Raw genomic sequence first — 18,632 nt, forward strand, 5'->3', positions numbered from 1 at the left:
TTTGCGCTATTTAAGTCAGTAAAGAAAGTTGCATCTTGATTACCTACATAATAAGACTTTGCATCAGCTGTAAGTAGAGAAGGAGAAGCAACCTCAACAGCTTCATTTGAATTACTGCTACTGCTGCTACTTCCGCCACCACCACAAGCAACAAGAGATAAAGCTAAAGGTAATACGAGGCATCGTTTCTTAGTTATAATACTTTTCATTTTATAAATTCAATCCATTTGAAATAAATGACAATGTTAAGATAGTTATATGACAATCTATTATAAAAAAGTACCAGATTTAACGTACCTTTACTAATTATCATTTAATTCGATTTCGAATATTTATTAAAAAATGGATTTGAAGTAAAAATAGAAGCCAATGTGTAAATTATTCTTTAGATTGTTACCATTCGGAGTGGACTACTACAAATATCACATGATCCATGTTATATCACTCTACTAAGTTAATTATCTGAATTTACGTAGAAAAATAAAATTGAGTCATTAATTAGTTATATTGGTATGGGTATGGGGACGGAAATAGGAAATATTAGTAAATAAGGTAATAGCGGCACCCATTTCTCTTAAGGATAGAAAAATGGGTAGTAGGAAACGTGATACTAAATATTTTGTTCCATCGACATTGAAGGCATCTCACAAGAGGGCCTTCCAACTATTTTGGCAGGTACGCCAGCAACCGTTGTATGCGCAGGTACCGTTTCCAATACCACACTACCCGCACCGACTTTAGCACCAGTACCAATTTCAATGTTACCTAATACCTTAGCACCCGCACCAATCATCACGCCTTGACGGATTTTAGGATGACGATCGCCACTATCTTTACCCGTGCCTCCGAGTGTTACACCTTGCAATAATGAGACGTTATCTTCAATAACGGCCGTTTCACCAATAACAACACCTGTTGCATGGTCAAACATAATACCTTTGCCAATTCGCGCAGCGGGATGTACATCTACACCAAACAACTCTGAACTGCGGTTTTGTAAATAAAGTGCAAGAGGCACTCTATTTTCATTCCACAACCAGTGCGCCACTCTATAAATCTGAATAGCATGAAAGCCTTTTAAATATAAAAGGGGAATTGAAAAGTCTTCAACTGCAGGGTCACGTTGTTGTACGGCAATAATATCTGCCATGGCCGCATTCAATATTTTAGGTGATTTAAGAAATGCTTCTTCAATCACTTCACGGACTAAAATAGCCGGCATAGTATGGCTATCTAAACGATTTGCCAGTTGGTAACTCAGCGCTGATTTAAAATTACTGTGATTGAGAATTGTTGAATGAAAAAAGCTGGCTAAGATAGGCTCATTAGCTGAGCTTGCCCACGCCTCTTCACGTATTTTATTCCATAATTGTTGTTGTTCAACTTCCATTAATCGTTATCCTTTACGCTAGTATCTGCCTTGCTTTCAGCATTAAATCCTTTTTTCTCTTTAGGAACAACAGAAAGTGGATCTAAGTGAATTAAAATATCGGCATTTGGAAAATGCGCTTCTAATTCAACCTCTAACTTATCCGCCTTTTCGTGTGCCTCAAAGAGACTTTGATCGTCATCTAACTCTAAATGTAATTGAATGAACTTAGTATTACCTGACTGACGCGTACGCAGGTCGTGAACACCAAGTATTCCTTCAATTTTATATGCCGTTTTTAAAATCAGCTCTTCATCGGACTTAGGTAATTGTTTATCCATCAACGCATCAATCGACTGTGATCCAATTTCCCACGCGCCGTGCAATATATAAAAACTCACTGCAATCGCAAACAAACCATCCGCCCAATGCAAACCAATACTCGCAAGAATAAGCGCAAGTAATACCGCACCATTCATAAAGATATCTGTACGATAATGCATCGAGTCCGCTTTAATAGCCACACTATCGGTCTTTTTGACAATATAACTTTGGAAACTAACCAGTGCGATAGTCGCTAAAACAGAAAACACCATCACCGCAATACCAATGTTAGAAGCGTGGATTTGATTACCATTTAAAAGTGAAGATATACCATTTAACAGCAGCAATACAGAAGACCCAGAAATAAAGGCGGCTTGTGCAAGACCCGCAAGGCTTTCTGCCTTACCGTGCCCGAAGCGATGTTCATCATCTGCTGGTTGTAGTGCAATTTTGATTGCAAAAAGGTTAATAATTGACGTTGTCACATCCATTAACGAGTCGGTTAAGGCGGCTAATACACTGGATGATCCGGTCATAAACCAGGCAAGTAACTTTACGACTATCAACAGAGAAGCAACCGCAATAGCGACACGCCCCGCAATATTAACTAACCGTGCGTACTCTTCTTTAGATATGTTTTTTTGCAAAATAACACCTTAAAAGTCTTATGTTATGAGGATGTTATTATACCCTCCTTCTTATTACAGATGCAAAACACAGCACCTTAACTAAGAGGCTATTTGCAGTCTTTTACATTTCAAAAATCAATCACTCGGATTTTCAGCATCAATTTAACCTGTATTTTGCATCGTAAAAACAACCTTGTTATAAACGACATTGTCAGTATTACATCACTCTCAAATGAAGTCGGTTTATTGAAAAACTTTCACACCTTACCTATTTAGTGTGTCTAAAAATAAAAAACACCTACTTTAAATAACGACTTACGTCTTTATTGAAAAAAATAAAACCATAAGACACTGAAACATAAGACATAAAAACACTACCCATGATAACATCCGCATTTAATGATGCATTCACTTAAAAGTCACTGTATTATATTCAAAATTAAGGAAAATAAAGTAAAATGTAATTTATGATGCGTAAAGAAGTGTAAAGAAGTGTAAATGAGGTTACATTATCAATAGAAAAGGTGCTTAATAGTCGCATCAAAGAAACATCACAACTCTTTAACTACGAATGGATTTGAAGTAGAGATGAACTTAATTTTATTATAACCTGACATAAGTGACTTATACTTATGTCGAGGCATAACAAAAAGGCCACACTATGAAAAATCTTTTATTAATTGATGATGACAAAGAACTTGTTTCCTTGCTTGCTGAATTTTTATCTCTTGAAAACTTCAATATCGATACCGCACCAGACGGTGAAAGTGGCTTACAAAAAGCATTAGCAACTGAATACGACCTTATTTTATTAGATGTCATGATGCCACGTATGAATGGCTTCGAGATGTTAAAACTTCTACGTCAAAAGAGTGATACCCCAGTGTTAATACTTACCGCTAAAGGCGATGAGATAGACAAAGTATTAGGCCTTGAGATGGGTGCTGATGATTACCTTGCAAAACCATTTAGTGAACGTGAATTATTGGCTCGAATCCGCGCTATTCTTCGCCGTACACAATATAAAAACTCTGATACACCAAGTAAAATAACCCATTTAGATATCGAATTATTTCCCACTCAACACCAAGCTATCTGCCAAGATTTCACTATTGAATTGACGGGTACAGAATTATTGTTATTAGAAAAGTTTCTTGCTCACCCGGGTGAATTATTTTCCAAAGCAGAACTAAGTGAAGAAGTTTTAGGTAAGAAGTTACAACCCTTTGACCGCAGCATTGACATGCACCTAAGTAATATACGTCGCAAACTGCCAACAAGAGCAGATGGCCAAACACGTGTTAAAAACTTCAGAGGTCGTGGCTATATGTGGCTAGAAGGTGATTTAAACTTGTCTGCAGCCAGTTAATATGCGATAAATAAAAGCACTACAACAGTAGTGCTTTTTTATAAGGGTCGTAAATATGAAATGGAATTCGCTTAATTCACTGTTTACTAAGATATTTAGTGTATTTTGGTTACTCATCGCACTGATCATTACCGCACTTATTTTTCTACCATTACTTGATGGACGCCAATTACAACCCCTCTCAGATAGCGATCATGAAGACCTTACTCAGCAACATACCTCACTTAGCGAATTAATTAAAAAAAATCCCACACTTAGTCACCAATCTTTATTATATTTACTGTCTAATGGTACCGATAAAGAAATTTATTTAACCGACTTATCAGGGCGACTGATCAATGCACGCGCGCCACGTAAAATGCGTCAATTCATTTTAGATAGCCAAGCACCAGATGCCCCTCTGAAAAAAATAAACACCTATAAAACCTATTTTGGTCCTATCGCGATAACACACGAGAAACAAGGCATACTCATTTATGTCTCAGTCCCTAATCAGAAAAAATCATTGGAATTAGTCGAGTGGTTACTCGATAACCCCTTATTACTCTTATTGACCGTGATTATTATTAGCGCGCCGATTTGTGCTTATTTTGCCTGGCATTTAACTTACCCACTGCGTCAGCTACGTGATATTTCAACCAAAGTTGCGCAGGGTGATCTTGATGCACCTTTCCCAAGTATAAAAAATAGTGATGAATTCACCTTATTAGCTAAATCCATTCAATTAATGGTCATTTCATTAAAAAATATGCTTAATAATCAGCAACGTCTATTAAGTGATATCTCCCATGAATTACGCTCACCATTAACGCGTTTAAGCCTGGCACTAGCCATTACTAAAAGGCACAGTGGCGAAACAAAAGAATTACAGCGCATCGAATTAGAAGCAGAGCGTATTGAAGAAATGATTGCGGAGATGTTAAGCGTTTCTAGAATTCAATTACATCAGGCGAAAAAAGAAGAACTCGCGCTTGATGATTTTTTAGAAGATCTTTTTTTAGATGCAGAGTTTGAAGCAAACGAACACCAGAAGTTATTTACATACCCGACTCTGAGTGACACCTCTATTAATATTTACCCAGAGCTGGCGTACCGTGCGATTGAGAACATTATTCGTAATGCGATTAAATATGCTCAGCATAAAATTCAAGTTGATATCAAAATCGATAAACACACCATCACATTAAGCATTAATAATGATGGACCGCTTATTCCTGATAGTGAACTTTTGAATATATTCCGCCCTTTTTATCGTTTAAATGAATCTCGTGAACGGGAAACTGGCGGGGCCGGATTAGGCTTAAGTATTGCTGAAAACGCCATGTTAAAACATGGGGGTAAAATTTGGGCAGATAACCTTGGCAATCATGTATCGATGCATTTACAATTCCCCAGATTTAATTAATTGATAAGCTGAGACAACATGATTGAAATTGCACTGTTTTCCTGAGAACCGTTAAAAACAGGTGACGCGATTTTAATCCGATTTATATTATTAGAAACTGAGACAACATGATTGAAATTGCATTGTTTGAACCTGAGATCCCGCAAAACACTGGCGCCATTATCCGCCTATGTGCCAATACTGGCTGTGCTTTACATTTGATTGAACCATTAGGCTTTGATTTTAATGAGAAGAGAGTACGCCGTGCGGGTTTGGATTATCACGAAATAGCGAATATTCAACATCACAAAAACTACGAAGCATTTTTAGAGGCTGTAAAAGGCAAACGTATTCTTGCCTGTACCACTAAAACAACCACTTTTCACAGTAATGCCAGTTTTGACAGTAATGATGTTTTATTATTTGGCCCAGAAACACGTGGTTTACCTAGTGAGATTTTAGAAGCGTTACCATTAGAACAAAAACTACGTATTCCTATGCAAGCGGAAAGTCGTTCGATGAACCTTTCTAACGCAGTGTCTGTTTTTGTTTATGAAGCATGGCGTCAGCTTGATTATAATGGCGCAGTATAAATAATGAGTTAACGATTGCAGGAAACATCGCGTTTCCGGCAATCAAACCTTCCTCTATTCAAACCTTACCCGTTTATTCGCTTTCTGCTTTCACTTGATTACGACCGGTATTTTTTGCGCTATAAAGAGCTTTATCTGCACGCCCTAAACAGTCATCAGCGCTATCATCTGATCGAAATTCAGCCACACCAAAACTTGCTGTTTTTCTACCCACATTAATAAAGATCGCTTGGTAAATTATATCTCTTAATTTTTCAGCTAAAATAAGCGCTTCCTGTAGATTTGTTTTAGGACAAATAATAAGAAATTCTTCTCCTCCCCAGCGACCCACTACATCACTGCTACGAATGTTGTCACTGAGTAAAAAAGAGAATTGTTTTAATAACTTGTCACCAATAAGATGGCCAAACTTATCATTCACCTGCTTAAACAAATCAATATCAATGACGATCAAGCTAAAGGTCGTTTTATAGCGTTTACTTTGCGATGCGGACTGTAATAAGACTTTATCAAGGTAAAGACGGTTATGAATATTAGTAAGTTTGTCAGTCTGTGAAAGCTGTAATAATTCCTTTCCTTGTTTTTTTAATAGACGGTTACGATAAAAAGCAAAACCTATAAGCAGCACAATAAGCAACACTAATGCACGCATTCTTTCCGGTGGGTAACGATCAATATATTTCTGTTTTATCCATTTAGACAGGATCTCATGACGCTCTAATGGTGTTTCATGTAATTTTACCTTATTGATAATATCCCACAATATCGGTTTATTACGATTAACAAACAGGGTCAATTCCATATCTAAGTCAGTCACGCCAACAATACGTAGTTCGTATAACCCTAATTCAGAAATTTGATAACTTGCTAATGCCATACTGGTAATTGCTACATCATACTCTTCATCAGCAATCCCTAATAAAGCATCGGAAATATGATCAACACCAATAAAGGATAAATGTGGGTATGACGTCGCAATGGTATTGCTATAACCAGAGCGATTAACCAAAGCAATACGTAAATCTTTAATCGCAGTGAGGTCAGGAATATATTCCATCGAGCTAGGGCCCACGATCACAATCGGGTTTTTAATAGTGGAATAGGTTGAGCGGTAATTTTTTTCAAGTAATGGGTTAGAGGCGCTGCCAGAGATAACATCAACCTGCTGATCCATCGAATACTTCAGAGTATCACTCCAAGAAACCGTCTCACTGACATTAAAAATCAGCCCTGATTTCTCGCTAATGAGGGTTAATACTTCCGCAACAATACCGGTATAGTTGCCATTGATATCAAAACCTTCAAAGGGGAACCACGCGGTATCGCCAATCACACTAATCGATTTATTTTCCTGCATCCATGCTTTCTCTTGCTCGGTAAATACCAATGCAGAGTTCTCGGTGTTAGCAATATTAGTTTCTAACAAAATATCACTTTGGTTAGCAAACAACATCGGCACAGTGAATGACAATGCACTCACTATAGCGATTAAAAAATAACGCATTAAAATCCCTTTTATTTTACTTGTAATAACTCAATTAATAACTGAACGGTTCGATTACCACGAAACTCATTTACATCTAAACGGTAAGCACAAAGGACTTGTTTGATGTTGGGGTTAGGCCATGTTTTTAGATCAACATTAAACGCAATAGCATCAATAGATTTCCCTTCGACTTCTAATACCATTTTAAGGTGTTTTTCACCGACTAAGCGCTGTTGCAATATGTAAAATTCACCGTCAAATAAGGGTGCTGGGAATGCTTGCCCCCATGGACCCGCTTCGCGTAGTTCATGGGCTTGTTCAAGACAAAGCTGATCCGCATTTAACTGACCATCGGAAAGTAATACATTAGTTAGGATAGCCTCATCGACTTGTTCTGCAAGCACGATAATCAAGGTATCACGGAAAAGCTTGAAATCTATCTCTTTAATAGACAAACCCGCTGCCATTGCATGGCCACCAAACTTCAAGATCACACCGGGAATCTTTTTATCAACGAGGTCTAAAATATCGCGAATATGGATGCCAGGAATAGAACGCGCAGAGGCTTTTATCTCACCTTGATTACCCTGGGCAAATACAAACGTTGGGCGATAATAAGCCTCTTTAATACGTGAAGCGACTAAACCAATAACACCTTGGTGCCACTGCGCATCAAACAAACAAATCGCGTGAGGCATATTATCTTCGTCAAACTTCAGGCTCTCTAAGGTTTTAAGTGCCTCTGCCTGCATGCCCTGTTCTATTTCACGGCGAGACTGATTAAGCCCATCAAGTTCATTAGCCATGATATTCGCTTGCATAGGGTCATCACAAAGTAATAACTCAACACCGTAACTCATTTCATCCAAACGCCCTGCAGCATTTAATCGAGGGCCTAATGAGAAGCCTAAATCACTCGCCACTAATTGCGCTTGGTTACGCTTAGCAACGCTAATTAGCGCGCTAATACCTGGGCGACAAATGCCCGCACGAATACGCGCTAAGCCTTGTTGCACTAAGGTTCTGTTATTCGCATCTAGTTGCACCACATCAGCAACCGTGCCTAATGCAACAATATCTAACAACCCTGCAAGGTTAGGTGCTTGTTGAATGAAGTAATTTTTTTCAGAAAGGTAACTACGCAGTGCGAGCATCAGATAAAACGCAACACCAACGCCGGCTAAATTTTTACTCGGAAAAGTACAACCTACTTGATTAGGATTCACAATCGCATCGGCATCAGGTAACTCTTCGGCAGGAAGATGATGGTCCGTGACCAGTACTTGTACACCTAACGATTTTGCATGCGCCACACCGGCAATACTTGAGATGCCGTTATCAACGGTCATAATTAATTTTGCGCCTTTCGCAATGGCTAAATCAACCGTTTCAGGCGTTAAACCATAACCGTAATCAAAACGATTAGGTACAAGGTAATCAATATTGGTAAAACCAAGGGCACGAAAAGCAAGCATACTTAATGCGGTACTGGTTGCGCCATCGGCATCAAAATCACCGACGACCACTATTTTAGTTGAAGATAACAAGGCGTTATAAAGCAGTTCACAGGCATCATCAATGCCTTTTAATTGTTTCGCATGAAGCAATGTTTTAGTGCTGTTATCTAGTTCACTTTCGCAATTGATACCACGATTTGCGTAAAGCTGCTTTAAAAGAGGCGAGCAGGAAAGCGTTAGAAAACTTGCGTCAACATGTGTTCTATTTTTAACTTGAATGGAAGACATAAAAACTGCACTAATTTATTAGGAATGTGCACACAGTTTATAGGAAAAGCGTTCTAATTTCTCGGAACAACTCAATACTCATTATAATTTGAGATACTTTGTATAAAAACACAGAGAGGGGAAATAAAAACGCCTAAATTAAACCAGTTAAGCTTAATTTAGGGAAAAATAAGCTCCATTGAAAAGCCTTTCAATGGATTAAGAGACTTAAATAACAATGATTTAAGTCTCAAGGGCTTAGCAACGACCCTTTTCTATCCTTTCTTTTGTTCTAATAACTTGATTAAACGGTCTGCTGGTAAGTAACCAGGCTGTAATGAACCATCTTCTAAGACTAAAGCAGGCGTACCGGTCACACCAAAGAACTGACCCAATTCATATTGTGCTTTAACTGTATTTTTACAGCTTGTAGAATCAATCTGTTTACGTGACTTAGCTTGGTCCATTGCTAATTTTGGATCCTCAGCACACCAAATAGACACCATCGTATTATAAGTATTCGAGTTTAAACCACCACGAGGGAACGCTAGGTAACGCACGGTAATACCGAGGTTATTGTAATCAGCCATTTCTGCATGAAGTTTTTGGCAGTAACCACAACTTGTATCCGTGAACACTGTGATGACATGTTTCTCATTTTCTGCTTTATAAACAATCATGTCTTTTTCAAATGCTTTTAGCTTATTTTGGCGTAATACCGTTAAGCTTTTTTCAGTGACATTTTCCATCTTATTATCTAAATCATAAACATTACCATGCACTAAAAACTGTGCATTTTTACTCACATAATAAACACCACGATTGGTTAATACTTCATACAACCCATCAACGACTGCAGGATTAATTGAATTAACTGATATTTCTAAGGTATTTAGTTTTTTAGTGATGTTTTCAACGGTTGCTTTATCCGCAGTCGCTGCAATAGAAAAAGAGCTAAAAGCCACCAGTGCAAGTGCACCAATAAATTGTTTTTTAAGAAAAGTGAGTTGCATAATATAAACCTATTTGCGCAAAGTAGAATATTTCGATTATGCCTTAAATTGTCACAGACACAAAATTTAATACTGCTTATGAATCAAGGCGCTCACCTCTTTGAGTGCCAATCATCAAGAGTATTTATGCGCTTTATTAATGCAAAGTGGAGTTATGGCTCGCATTCATCTGGCAATCTGCACACTGACCACAGGGTGCTTCCTGTAAATCTTCAGGTAGATTTTTATTCTCATGTTTTTGCATATAAAAAACATGCTCAGAAATAAGCGCATCGGCGTACTTTTTCTGATTGCTTAATGGTGAGTTCTGATAATGCTCCAACAAGGTCACTATGGTGCTATCTAATACCTGTAAAGCACAAAAACGTGTTCTTTCAGTGAGTGCCTGCTTATCTGCAAATTGCTGTATTTGAACATGTGCCAATTGATGATAATGGAAAGCTGCATCGGGCTCACCTTGATACAGGCAAGCTTGTGCAAGGTTATAACAGGCGGTTTTATATAAACGCGCGCTGTGCTCATAAAAAGCGCTTAAGCTGAGATCATCAATCAACTTTTGCGCTTCCATTAATGCTTGACCGTAACCCATGACAGCCTCGGTAAACTCACCAAGACGTAAATTCGTTTGTGCTTCATCCGTTAACGATTTCCAATGCTCAAGCGAAAACTGCCCAATTGAAAAAGATTGCATAATGTACCCATTGTTATTCAAAAATATTCATCAGAGACTTACTTAATGATGTGTCAGTAAGTCTCTGTATTGGCATAAACCAGGCGATTTTTAACCCGCTAATAAACGCACAAAATGGTTATGATTAACCTGTTTTGCTTGGTTTACTTTATGGCCACTTAACGCACGTACTTTTTCAGCATGTGATGAAAAATCAAGATCTTGCTCAATCACTTCTCTGAATTTAATTTCAGGATCTGGCACTGCTGAAATCAACAACTTAGTGTAAGGATGCTGAGGATTATTAATCACTTCATGGGTATCACCCCATTCGACAATTTGTCCTTTGTACATCACCGCAGTTTCTTCAGCGATATAATGCGCGGTCGCTAAATCATGGGTAATGTATAAAAAGGCCATATCGTGTTCGGATTTCATGCGTTTCATGGTATCTAACACACCTAATCGAATCGATACATCTAACATCGAGGTTGGCTCGTCAGCGAGTACTAACTCAGCACCAACAGCTAATGTTTTTGCCATATTGACACGTTGACGTTGACCGCCACTGAGTTCATGTGGGAATTTATCAGCGGTTAATGTGGGTAATTCAACCAGGGTTAATAACTCATCAATACGCGCGCGTAATTTTTTGCCGTTATTAGCACAGCGATCATGAATCAATAATGCACGGCTTAAATGGTGATAAATGGTATGGGTTGGGTTCAGTGAGCTGAATGGGTCTTGAAAGATCATCTGTACATTTTTTCGATAATTTAAAAGATCTTTCCGGCTAGTTATCTCTTTAATATCTTGCCCATGAAAAAGGATATTACCTTCGGTTGGTGTTTCTATTTTGGTAATTAAACGCGCGCAGGTACTTTTACCACAACCAGACTCGCCAACAAGCGCTAATGCTCGGCCTTTATATATTTTGAAATTAATGCCATTTAAAGCACGAAAAATATCACTTTTAGCAAAACCTGTACTTTGGAAATCTTTAACGATAGCGTTCATTTCAAGAATCGGAGTATTTGAATCAGACATAAAAACCTCTGTTAAGCGTTAACAATTTGTGGGACAAAATCAAGATTAGGTTTGTAGTGTTTACGCCCTTCATGAATAGAGGGAAATGCAGACCACAGTTTCTTGGTATAAGGATGACGAGGATAATTACGTATCTCCTGGGCGTCATTTACCTCAACAAGCTTGCCTTTATACATAATGCCAATGCGGTCGCAGAACTGTGCCATCAGGCTTAAATCATGCGTAATAAACAGGATAGAGAAACCAAACTCATCTTTAAGTTGGTAGATTTGCTGTAATATTTCGCGTTGCACAACAACATCCAAGGCTGTTGTTGGTTCATCCATCACAATTAATTGCGCATTCAGCACTAAGCAAATTGCGATCACCAAACGCTGGCGCATACCGCCTGAGAACTGATGCGGGTAATCTTTGATACGTTCACGTGGAATTTTAACCACGTCCATGAGCTGTTTAGCACGCTCAATGGCTTCACTACGTGTCATGTTAGTGTGCGTTAAAATCACATCACAAAACTGCTCTTCTACAGTAATAACCGGGTTTAATGAATTCATTGCACTTTGAAAAACCATCGCCACTTTAGTCCAGCGATAGGCTTGTAATTCACTATCAGAAAGATTAATTAAATTAACCCCTTTATAAAGAATTTCCCCACTAGGGATGATGGCAGGCGGTTTCTGTAAACGTGTTATTGCAAAGGCAATCGTGCTTTTTCCACAGCCAGATTCCCCCGCTAAACCAAAGACTTCGCCCGGTGCAATATCAAAACTCACCTCATCAACGGCGCGAAAGGCACCTTCATCGGTAATGTATTCAACCACCAGATCTTTCACTTGCAAGATAGGTTGATTCTCTTGGTCATTTTTCATTGAATTCCCTTTAATATAAAATAAAATAACAATACAAATGATAATCATTAACAAATAAGAGTTCAAGGTTTATTTAAAGGTTATCAATGAGATCGTGAGGTGTAATGCCAATCGGAATAAATAAAGGGGTAGATATGAATCGAGAAGGTTTTATAAGCAGTCATTGATCATTGAATAATGACTGCTGTAGAGAATTAAATAATGCAGAACTTAATGCTTAAAACTGCGCAACCACCTGTGTAACAATCGCTTTTATGGACGCTGAAGGTGACTCTTGATCCTTTGATGTCAGGCGTTTTGTCGCCCACCCGTGCCAAGCGGGTTGGTGTGATTGAATATCATAAACATCAATCGCCAGCTTGCCTTCAGTGTACTGTACGATTTGAGTATCGTTGACCATTAACACATCGTTATAATGCCCACGGTGGTAACCTCTGCCCCAACTAAAACGACTGCTATAAGCCACAGGGTAGCTATGTACTTGGACTTTATCGCGATTACCCACAGTATAAGAAATAGCAAAATCAGCTTTTTTAGGATCTTCAATTAAAACATAACCTTTGTTAATAAAGGCCGCTTCAATAGCATCATCAACACGCACTTTCATCACCGGATTAATATCTATCGGTGGTGCTAATACTTTTGCTTCATTTAGCCATACAAAGGTTTTGTATTCGCTGGTATCTATTTTACTATTTTTATCAAAATTTACTTTTGCTTGGTGTGTTGCGCAAGCGCTCGTAAAAGCGGTAAGGCTCACAATCGAGATTAATTTAACGAGTTTCATAATTATCCTTATAAAAAGTACTTGCACTTTAAATGATTCCTATTATCATTTAAAGGAATTGTTAAATGATAATAAGTGGCGACTCAATAAAATAGGAGAGAATAATGGATAACACTCAACAGATAAAACCAATCGTTTTAGAAAAAAACATCAGTGCGAGTAACCTTCTTTTATTACACGCACTGCTAACACATTCGGGTTTACTAATTTTAGACTGTTATCAGTTAATCATGCTTAATACTCATTATCTTGTTATGACAGCGAATAAATCCTTAAAACGCCAAGCACAAAGAAAGCACTGTAAAAATTGGCTGAAATAATAAATGTTCTGTATTCAAATACTACAATGCAAATTGTTGTGCCTGATGACGACGATTTTCTAATAGTTTAACCCACTGTAATGCACGTTTTTTACTTGTTGGGTTTTCAACTAAATCTTGAGCCACATTTTGCGCTTGTTGATACTTCTTCAAGGCAAACAGCGCCTGTATCTTTGTAAGCGCTACCTTACCTTGTAACTGAGTATTATCAGACTTTATTGACGCTAATACGGTTAACATATTTTCGTAACGGCCAAGTAACTGAAGCAATTGTGCCTGCGTTAAATAATGCAAAGCATCACCACTTAAATCAGCACTTTTTCCCCAATATTGCTGTGCTTTATCGTGTTCTCGGGCTGCCTGCCAAAATATCGCCAGGGTTTTATAGTTTTTAGCAGAAATCGCAACCTGTTCATTGTTAATCGCCGACTGAAGCAATAATGCCGCTTGATAAGGCGCTCCGAGCACAGAGCGGAAATACGCCAATTGTTTTATTTCCGCACTACTGGTTAAGAAACCATGTTGATAGGCTAACTCGTAGGTCGCTAATGCTTTTTTATCTTGATTTAATAGACGATAGTTTGAAGCGAGCTGCATCCACCAGCGTTTATTGCTGGCATCCATTTTTGTTAGCTTGAGCAAAGTAATACTCGCTCTTTTGTAGTCTTTTAATTCATAAAGCGCGCTGAGCTGTAAAATATGCACACTTTGATTAAACTCCACACTTAACTTAATCGCATTCTTTGTGGCATCAACTAGCTTATTCCAAGACTTCTGCTGATAGTAAGCAATCGCTAAATGTTTATACAGATCTTCACTCGCCTGCTCTTTAATCAAGGTTTTATATAATTTAATCGCCTTCTCAGCCTGCTTTTGATTTAAATAAAGATCCGCCAGCATACGTTGGCTTTGTCGCTGTTCTTTTTCTGCTAATGCGTTTTCATTCACCGCTAATTGCAGCGCGTCTAATGCTTTTTTCTCATCTCCCGCTTCCCAATAAAGATTACCTTTAAAGCGATTAATATAGGCTTTATCAAAAGCACTACGTGGACGAATATCATTTAATCTTTCTAAGGCTTGTGTCGATTTCCCTAGCTCATACAGCTCAAAAACAGCACTCACTTGTTGCCCTACTTTTGCGCTTAGCGTGAACTTATTAGCGCCATAACTTGGTAATGAGAACAATAAAGTCGCTAATAATAAGCAAGTAGATTTAAAAGATAACGTCATGTTAAGGCTCCATTTTAAAATCAAGGCGGATTTTTTGCCCACGTTGGCTAACGGCTTTTCCATTAACTAACATTGGTTTATATTTCCATTTTTTAAGGGCTCGTTTTGCTGCACGTTCAAACAGGCGTGGAGGTTGCGCTTCTAAGACGTTAATGTTCACCACTCTGCCCGATTCATTCACATCAAAAGATAAAAGCACATGCCCCTGCTTACCCAGGCGTAACGCTTTCCGTGGGTACTTAGGTTCAACACGATATAACGGCATTGCCATCGTTTCCCCAGTCAACGCGCTGTTCGGTTGTTGCATGCTCTCAATGCCCGGCATCGAAATAGCCATTGCAGATACATTACTTGAAAGGTCTAAGCTGGGTAATTCAAGTGTCATGCTCATGTCAGGACTGCTCACACGGGTTTGTTGTACTTGTGTCACTTGTACATTTTCTTGTGTCTGTGGCTCTGGCGGTGTTGGTTTTTTACGTGTACGAGATTCAAAAGACTCATCTTGATTTGATAATACTAAATCAAAATAAGGGTTCTCATGTTGCGTCTGGAATTGATTCACCTTCTGATTAATCAAGCCAGCCATAAACAGCAATAACGCACAGGTGATAATCGGAGCGCCTAAAAAGGCCACTAAAAAACGCATTATTGATCAGCCTGTGCAGCAACGGAGATCTGCTCAATACCCGCCTCTCGCGCTGCATCCATCACTTTAACCACTACACCATGACGTGTTTCTTCGTCGGCTTGAATAACCAAACCCACTTCGCCCTGCGATGCTACAAGACGCTCTAAACTGGCGCGTACACGTTGTAAATCAACCTGTTTTCTATCGATATAAATTTCACCGGTATCTTTAATCGCCACAAAAATGCCCGCTTTAGTTTGCTCTGTCGCCGTGCTGGCACTCGGACGATTTACCTCAAGACCGGATTCACGTACAAATGAAGTGGTAACAATAAAGAAAATAAGCATGATAAATACCACGTCTAACATAGGTGTCATATCGATTTGGCTATCATCTTCAGCACGATTTTTTCTTCTTCTCATTTTAATTTCTCATCTTGATGACTAACTAACTGCAGGGCTAATCCCGCGTGTAATTTTTTTGCATGGCTATCTAAACGGGAATAGATAAACAATCCCGATAACGCGCAGACTAGGCCAGCCATAGTAGGAATGGTGGCTAATGAAATACCCGAGGCTAATAACCGTGGATTACCTGTTCCGTGTACGGCAACCACGTCAAATACTTGAATCATGCCACTCACAGTGCCCAGTAAACCCAATAATGGAAACATCTTGATCAGCGCGTTTAAGAAACTCATATTTTGCTTTAATAATAAAGACGCTCTGGCTAATTTTCCTTGGCGTATTTGTAATGCAAACCAGGATTTTTTGTCATCACGACAACACCATTTATTGACCACTTTTTGTTGGTAGACAGGAAACAATACCAACAGGTAATAAACGCGCTCAATCATCAGCCCCCAAAGTAGTAATAACAGTAATGCAATGGCCAGCAAGACTGGCCCGCCACTCTTTATAAACGTATCAATCAAATACCATTGTTCGTAGATCCAACTCATGCGCATTGGCTCATCGGTTGTTGCTGCTCCCTATGTGTAGCGTCCTTACTCTGAGGTTTTTTATTAACTGGATCCGTGGGTTTTTCATCTTGCTCTGCTTGTGTCGCAATCAGCCCTGCACTTTGTTGCTCAATAATATTAATCAATACATTCGCACGGCTATGTAACAAACTATGAATCAGCAATAATGGCAAAGCTGCAATCAAGCCCATAACCGTAGTAATCAATGCCATTGAAATACCACCCGCCATCAATTTTGGATCGCCCGTACCAAATAAAGTAATCGATTGGAAAGTGCCAATCATGCCGGTCACGGTACCTAATAAACCCATCATAGGTGCAATGGCAGCTAATACTTTTAAAACACTTGAGCCACGCTCAAGCCTTGGCACTTCACGTAATACCGCTTCTTCTAATTTAAGCTCTAATAACTGTGCTGATTGCGTTTTATTATTTTGATAAATCGCAATAATGCGCCCTAATGCATTATTCTCATTGGCCTCTTTTTGTTTTAGTTGTTGCTTAATTTTGGCTGATTCTTTACTTAGCAAAGTGAAACGGGCAATCGCCACTAACAGACCAAATAACAAAATAGATAAAATGATGTAACCGATAATGCCACCTTGTTGTGTACGCTCAGCCCATGTTGGCGTGCGTGACAAAACCGTTAACAACTCGCCTTTAGCGGGATCAAAATAGAAGGGCTGTACGTTATCAGTACTTTTCGACCATTCATCTAATGTAGATTGCACATCACTTGCAACAGGACGAGAAAGGGGTTGTGGTAATTCAGACTGGTTATCAATGACCAGATACTGTGATTCATCAATCAAATTAAAGGCACCAAAACGCGTCACCTCTTTTGTCGTGGCAACCCCTTGTGCATCAAGTATCTTGGTTGAGAATTTTGTCACTTTGCTCGACTCTGTCATGTCTTGTAACATCACAAACCATAATTTCTCTAGCTCAGTCAGTGAGGGTAATGTTTTGCTTTGCGCTAAACCCTCAACAAATGAATTACGTAATGGATATTGAGCAGAGATAATTGAACCCTGCAATTGACCAGAGAAGTCTCCCGATACTTGGCGTACCACACCAAATAATTCTCCTAAATTTTCTTTACTCATGGCGAGCGTATCACTCAGCGAAGCGAGTAATTTTTCATTATTATCAAATTTGTCACCTTGTTGCACAGCTAATACTTTTTCATTTGCTAAACGTGTTTGTGCCGTTTTTAATTTTTCTTGCCACACACTGACATCTGCTGAAAACTCGCTATCACGTTGTGCTTCTAGCGCACGGTTTTCTGACTGTTGTGATTTTACTTTTAATAACAAAATATCTAATGAATCTTGTGCTGCCAAAGCAGGAAAACTGAACATCAGCGTGAATGTTAATAACAATAACTTTTTCATTGGTTTGCCTTACTTAGCAGGGGAAGTTTTAATAGCGCAGGAATATCTGTTTTTTGGGCAATACGAATGGCTTTGTTAATGTCACGTGCGTAACTTGCATCAATGCTTAACCATTGCGCCTTGCTTCTATCCCACATCCATACACTCTTGCTATCCAGCGCGACTGCGACAAAAACAATGCGTCCTAAATAAAAATAATTAACCGTACGCTCAACACCATCAAGACTCAGACCTGCTTGGTATTGTCCCATTTTGCTGCCGTATTCAGCTTCAATATGATAAGCCGTTAATATGCGACGATACTTTTCTGCATCGCTGACATCGGACTTGTTCATCATATTTTTTAATTGTATTAACCGTTCATGGCGCTCAGTCATTAAAAATGGTGAGTCCAAGTTAATAAAGGTTTCTAAGTCTTCTAACATAGTCATCATTAACGGCACGATGCCCTGACGCGTTTCAGTCACACTGCTTATTTGTGTTTCTAAAGACGTTTTTTCAGTGCCTTGATCAGCCAATAAACGACTTAAATACTGGTTATAAATCGTCAAGCTTTGCGCTTCTGCTTGTACACTTTTAACCTGCTCAACAAGGGCAATTTTCTGCGCATCTAACTGGTTAATATTAACTTGAGCTTGTTTACTTTTCTGTTGATCAGTGGCGCTACTGTTTTGTAGTTTTTCAATGCTAGTCGCATGACTAAACAGAGGCAGGCTGAGCATCAGCACGGCAGGTATTATTTTTTTCAATAAAGACACAATAGTTACTTCCAATATAAAATTTAAATGGGGTGATGTAGATTGTTATTCGCTTT

General features: G+C 38.7%; 20 protein-coding genes. 4 read left to right on the forward strand and 16 right to left on the reverse strand.

Annotated elements, in window-relative coordinates; translation table 11 throughout:
• From CXF74_RS09240 to CXF74_RS09250, 3 genes are all read right to left on the reverse strand, one after another.
• Nucleotides 1–209 (reverse strand): hypothetical protein (locus CXF74_RS09240; RefSeq protein WP_198552820.1); only part of this gene is annotated, 209 nt, incomplete at its 3' end.
• A gap of 401 nt (nucleotides 210–610) precedes the next feature.
• Nucleotides 611–1,390, reverse strand: coding sequence for a serine O-acetyltransferase (cysE, locus tag CXF74_RS09245; protein ID WP_101082124.1), 780 nt, complete (start codon nucleotides 1,388–1,390; stop codon nucleotides 611–613).
• Complete coding sequence (locus CXF74_RS09250; protein WP_101082125.1) at nucleotides 1,390–2,340, reverse strand: cation diffusion facilitator family transporter; 951 nt, start codon at nucleotides 2,338–2,340, stop codon at nucleotides 1,390–1,392. The genes cysE and CXF74_RS09250 overlap by 1 nt, the downstream gene beginning before the upstream one ends.
• 643 nt (nucleotides 2,341–2,983) lie before the next feature.
• Between CXF74_RS09250 and CXF74_RS09255 the strand changes: the two genes are divergently transcribed.
• From CXF74_RS09255 to trmL, 3 genes are all read left to right on the forward strand, one after another.
• Nucleotides 2,984–3,691 (forward strand): response regulator, encoded by a 708-nt coding sequence (locus tag CXF74_RS09255; protein WP_101082126.1) that lies wholly within the window; start codon nucleotides 2,984–2,986, stop codon nucleotides 3,689–3,691.
• Between the two features lie 55 nt (nucleotides 3,692–3,746).
• Nucleotides 3,747–5,096, forward strand: a complete 1,350-nt coding sequence (locus CXF74_RS09260; RefSeq protein ID WP_101082127.1) for an ATP-binding protein — start codon at nucleotides 3,747–3,749, stop codon at nucleotides 5,094–5,096.
• 107 nt (nucleotides 5,097–5,203) lie between these two features.
• Nucleotides 5,204–5,668, forward strand: a complete 465-nt coding sequence (trmL, locus tag CXF74_RS09265) for a tRNA (uridine(34)/cytosine(34)/5-carboxymethylaminomethyluridine(34)-2'-O)-methyltransferase TrmL (protein ID WP_101082128.1) — start codon at nucleotides 5,204–5,206, stop codon at nucleotides 5,666–5,668.
• Between the two features lie 73 nt (nucleotides 5,669–5,741).
• On the opposite strand, the gene CXF74_RS09270 is transcribed toward trmL, so the two are convergent.
• From CXF74_RS09270 to CXF74_RS09300, 7 genes are all read right to left on the reverse strand, one after another.
• Nucleotides 5,742–7,172, reverse strand: coding sequence for a transporter substrate-binding domain-containing diguanylate cyclase (locus CXF74_RS09270; RefSeq protein WP_101082129.1), 1,431 nt, complete (start codon nucleotides 7,170–7,172; stop codon nucleotides 5,742–5,744).
• An 11-nt stretch (nucleotides 7,173–7,183) separates the two neighbouring features.
• Entirely contained in the window at nucleotides 7,184–8,899 is a 1,716-nt protein-coding gene (gene recJ / locus CXF74_RS09275; RefSeq protein ID WP_101082130.1) for a single-stranded-DNA-specific exonuclease RecJ, read from the reverse strand.
• 254 nt (nucleotides 8,900–9,153) lie between these two features.
• Nucleotides 9,154–9,891: a bifunctional protein-disulfide isomerase/oxidoreductase DsbC gene (dsbC, locus tag CXF74_RS09280; protein ID WP_101082131.1), complete on the reverse strand. Its 738-nt coding sequence runs from the start codon at nucleotides 9,889–9,891 to the stop codon at nucleotides 9,154–9,156.
• Nucleotides 9,892–10,027: 136 nt separating this feature from the next.
• On the reverse strand, nucleotides 10,028–10,582 hold the full coding sequence (locus CXF74_RS09285; protein WP_101082132.1) for a hypothetical protein: 555 nt from the start codon (nucleotides 10,580–10,582) through the stop codon (nucleotides 10,028–10,030).
• Nucleotides 10,583–10,672: 90 nt separating this feature from the next.
• The gene (locus tag CXF74_RS09290) at nucleotides 10,673–11,608 is read right to left on the reverse strand and encodes an ABC transporter ATP-binding protein (RefSeq protein ID WP_101082133.1); all 936 of its coding nucleotides are present in this window, start codon (nucleotides 11,606–11,608) and stop codon (nucleotides 10,673–10,675) included.
• Between the two features lie 11 nt (nucleotides 11,609–11,619).
• Entirely contained in the window at nucleotides 11,620–12,477 is an 858-nt protein-coding gene (locus CXF74_RS09295; RefSeq protein WP_101082134.1) for an ABC transporter ATP-binding protein, read from the reverse strand.
• 217 nt (nucleotides 12,478–12,694) lie between these two features.
• Nucleotides 12,695–13,264, reverse strand: a complete 570-nt coding sequence (locus CXF74_RS09300) for a DUF4136 domain-containing protein (RefSeq protein ID WP_101082135.1) — start codon at nucleotides 13,262–13,264, stop codon at nucleotides 12,695–12,697.
• Nucleotides 13,265–13,368: 104 nt separating this feature from the next.
• On the opposite strand from CXF74_RS09300, the gene CXF74_RS09305 reads away from it, so the two are divergent.
• Nucleotides 13,369–13,584: a hypothetical protein gene (locus tag CXF74_RS09305; protein ID WP_101082136.1), complete on the forward strand. Its 216-nt coding sequence runs from the start codon at nucleotides 13,369–13,371 to the stop codon at nucleotides 13,582–13,584.
• Nucleotides 13,585–13,605: 21 nt separating this feature from the next.
• Here CXF74_RS09305 and CXF74_RS09310 read toward each other — a convergent pair whose 3' ends face one another.
• The 6 genes from CXF74_RS09310 to CXF74_RS09335 are packed head-to-tail and all read right to left on the reverse strand — an operon-like array spanning nucleotide 13,606 to nucleotide 18,576.
• Nucleotides 13,606–14,814 carry a tetratricopeptide repeat protein gene (locus CXF74_RS09310; RefSeq protein ID WP_101082137.1) on the reverse strand — a complete coding sequence of 403 codons (1,209 nt, stop codon included), beginning with the start codon at nucleotides 14,812–14,814 and terminating at the stop codon, nucleotides 13,606–13,608.
• A 1-nt stretch (nucleotide 14,815) separates the two neighbouring features.
• Nucleotides 14,816–15,460 (reverse strand): energy transducer TonB, encoded by a 645-nt coding sequence (locus CXF74_RS09315; protein ID WP_101082138.1) that lies wholly within the window; start codon nucleotides 15,458–15,460, stop codon nucleotides 14,816–14,818.
• Nucleotides 15,460–15,864, reverse strand: a complete 405-nt coding sequence (locus CXF74_RS09320; protein WP_101082139.1) for an ExbD/TolR family protein — start codon at nucleotides 15,862–15,864, stop codon at nucleotides 15,460–15,462. Before CXF74_RS09320 ends, CXF74_RS09315 begins: the two co-directional genes overlap by 1 nt.
• Nucleotides 15,861–16,403 (reverse strand): MotA/TolQ/ExbB proton channel family protein, encoded by a 543-nt coding sequence (locus CXF74_RS09325; protein ID WP_101082140.1) that lies wholly within the window; start codon nucleotides 16,401–16,403, stop codon nucleotides 15,861–15,863. The genes CXF74_RS09320 and CXF74_RS09325 overlap by 4 nt, the downstream gene beginning before the upstream one ends.
• On the reverse strand, nucleotides 16,400–17,818 hold the full coding sequence (locus CXF74_RS09330) for a MotA/TolQ/ExbB proton channel family protein (RefSeq protein ID WP_101082141.1): 1,419 nt from the start codon (nucleotides 17,816–17,818) through the stop codon (nucleotides 16,400–16,402). The genes CXF74_RS09325 and CXF74_RS09330 overlap by 4 nt, the downstream gene beginning before the upstream one ends.
• Complete coding sequence (locus CXF74_RS09335) at nucleotides 17,815–18,576, reverse strand: DUF3450 domain-containing protein (protein WP_101082142.1); 762 nt, start codon at nucleotides 18,574–18,576, stop codon at nucleotides 17,815–17,817. Before CXF74_RS09335 ends, CXF74_RS09330 begins: the two co-directional genes overlap by 4 nt.
• Nucleotides 18,577–18,632 lie beyond the last annotated feature (56 nt).

It is taken from the genome of Psychromonas sp. Urea-02u-13, assembly GCF_002835995.1.
Taxonomy (GTDB): Bacteria; Pseudomonadota; Gammaproteobacteria; order Enterobacterales; family Psychromonadaceae; genus Psychromonas.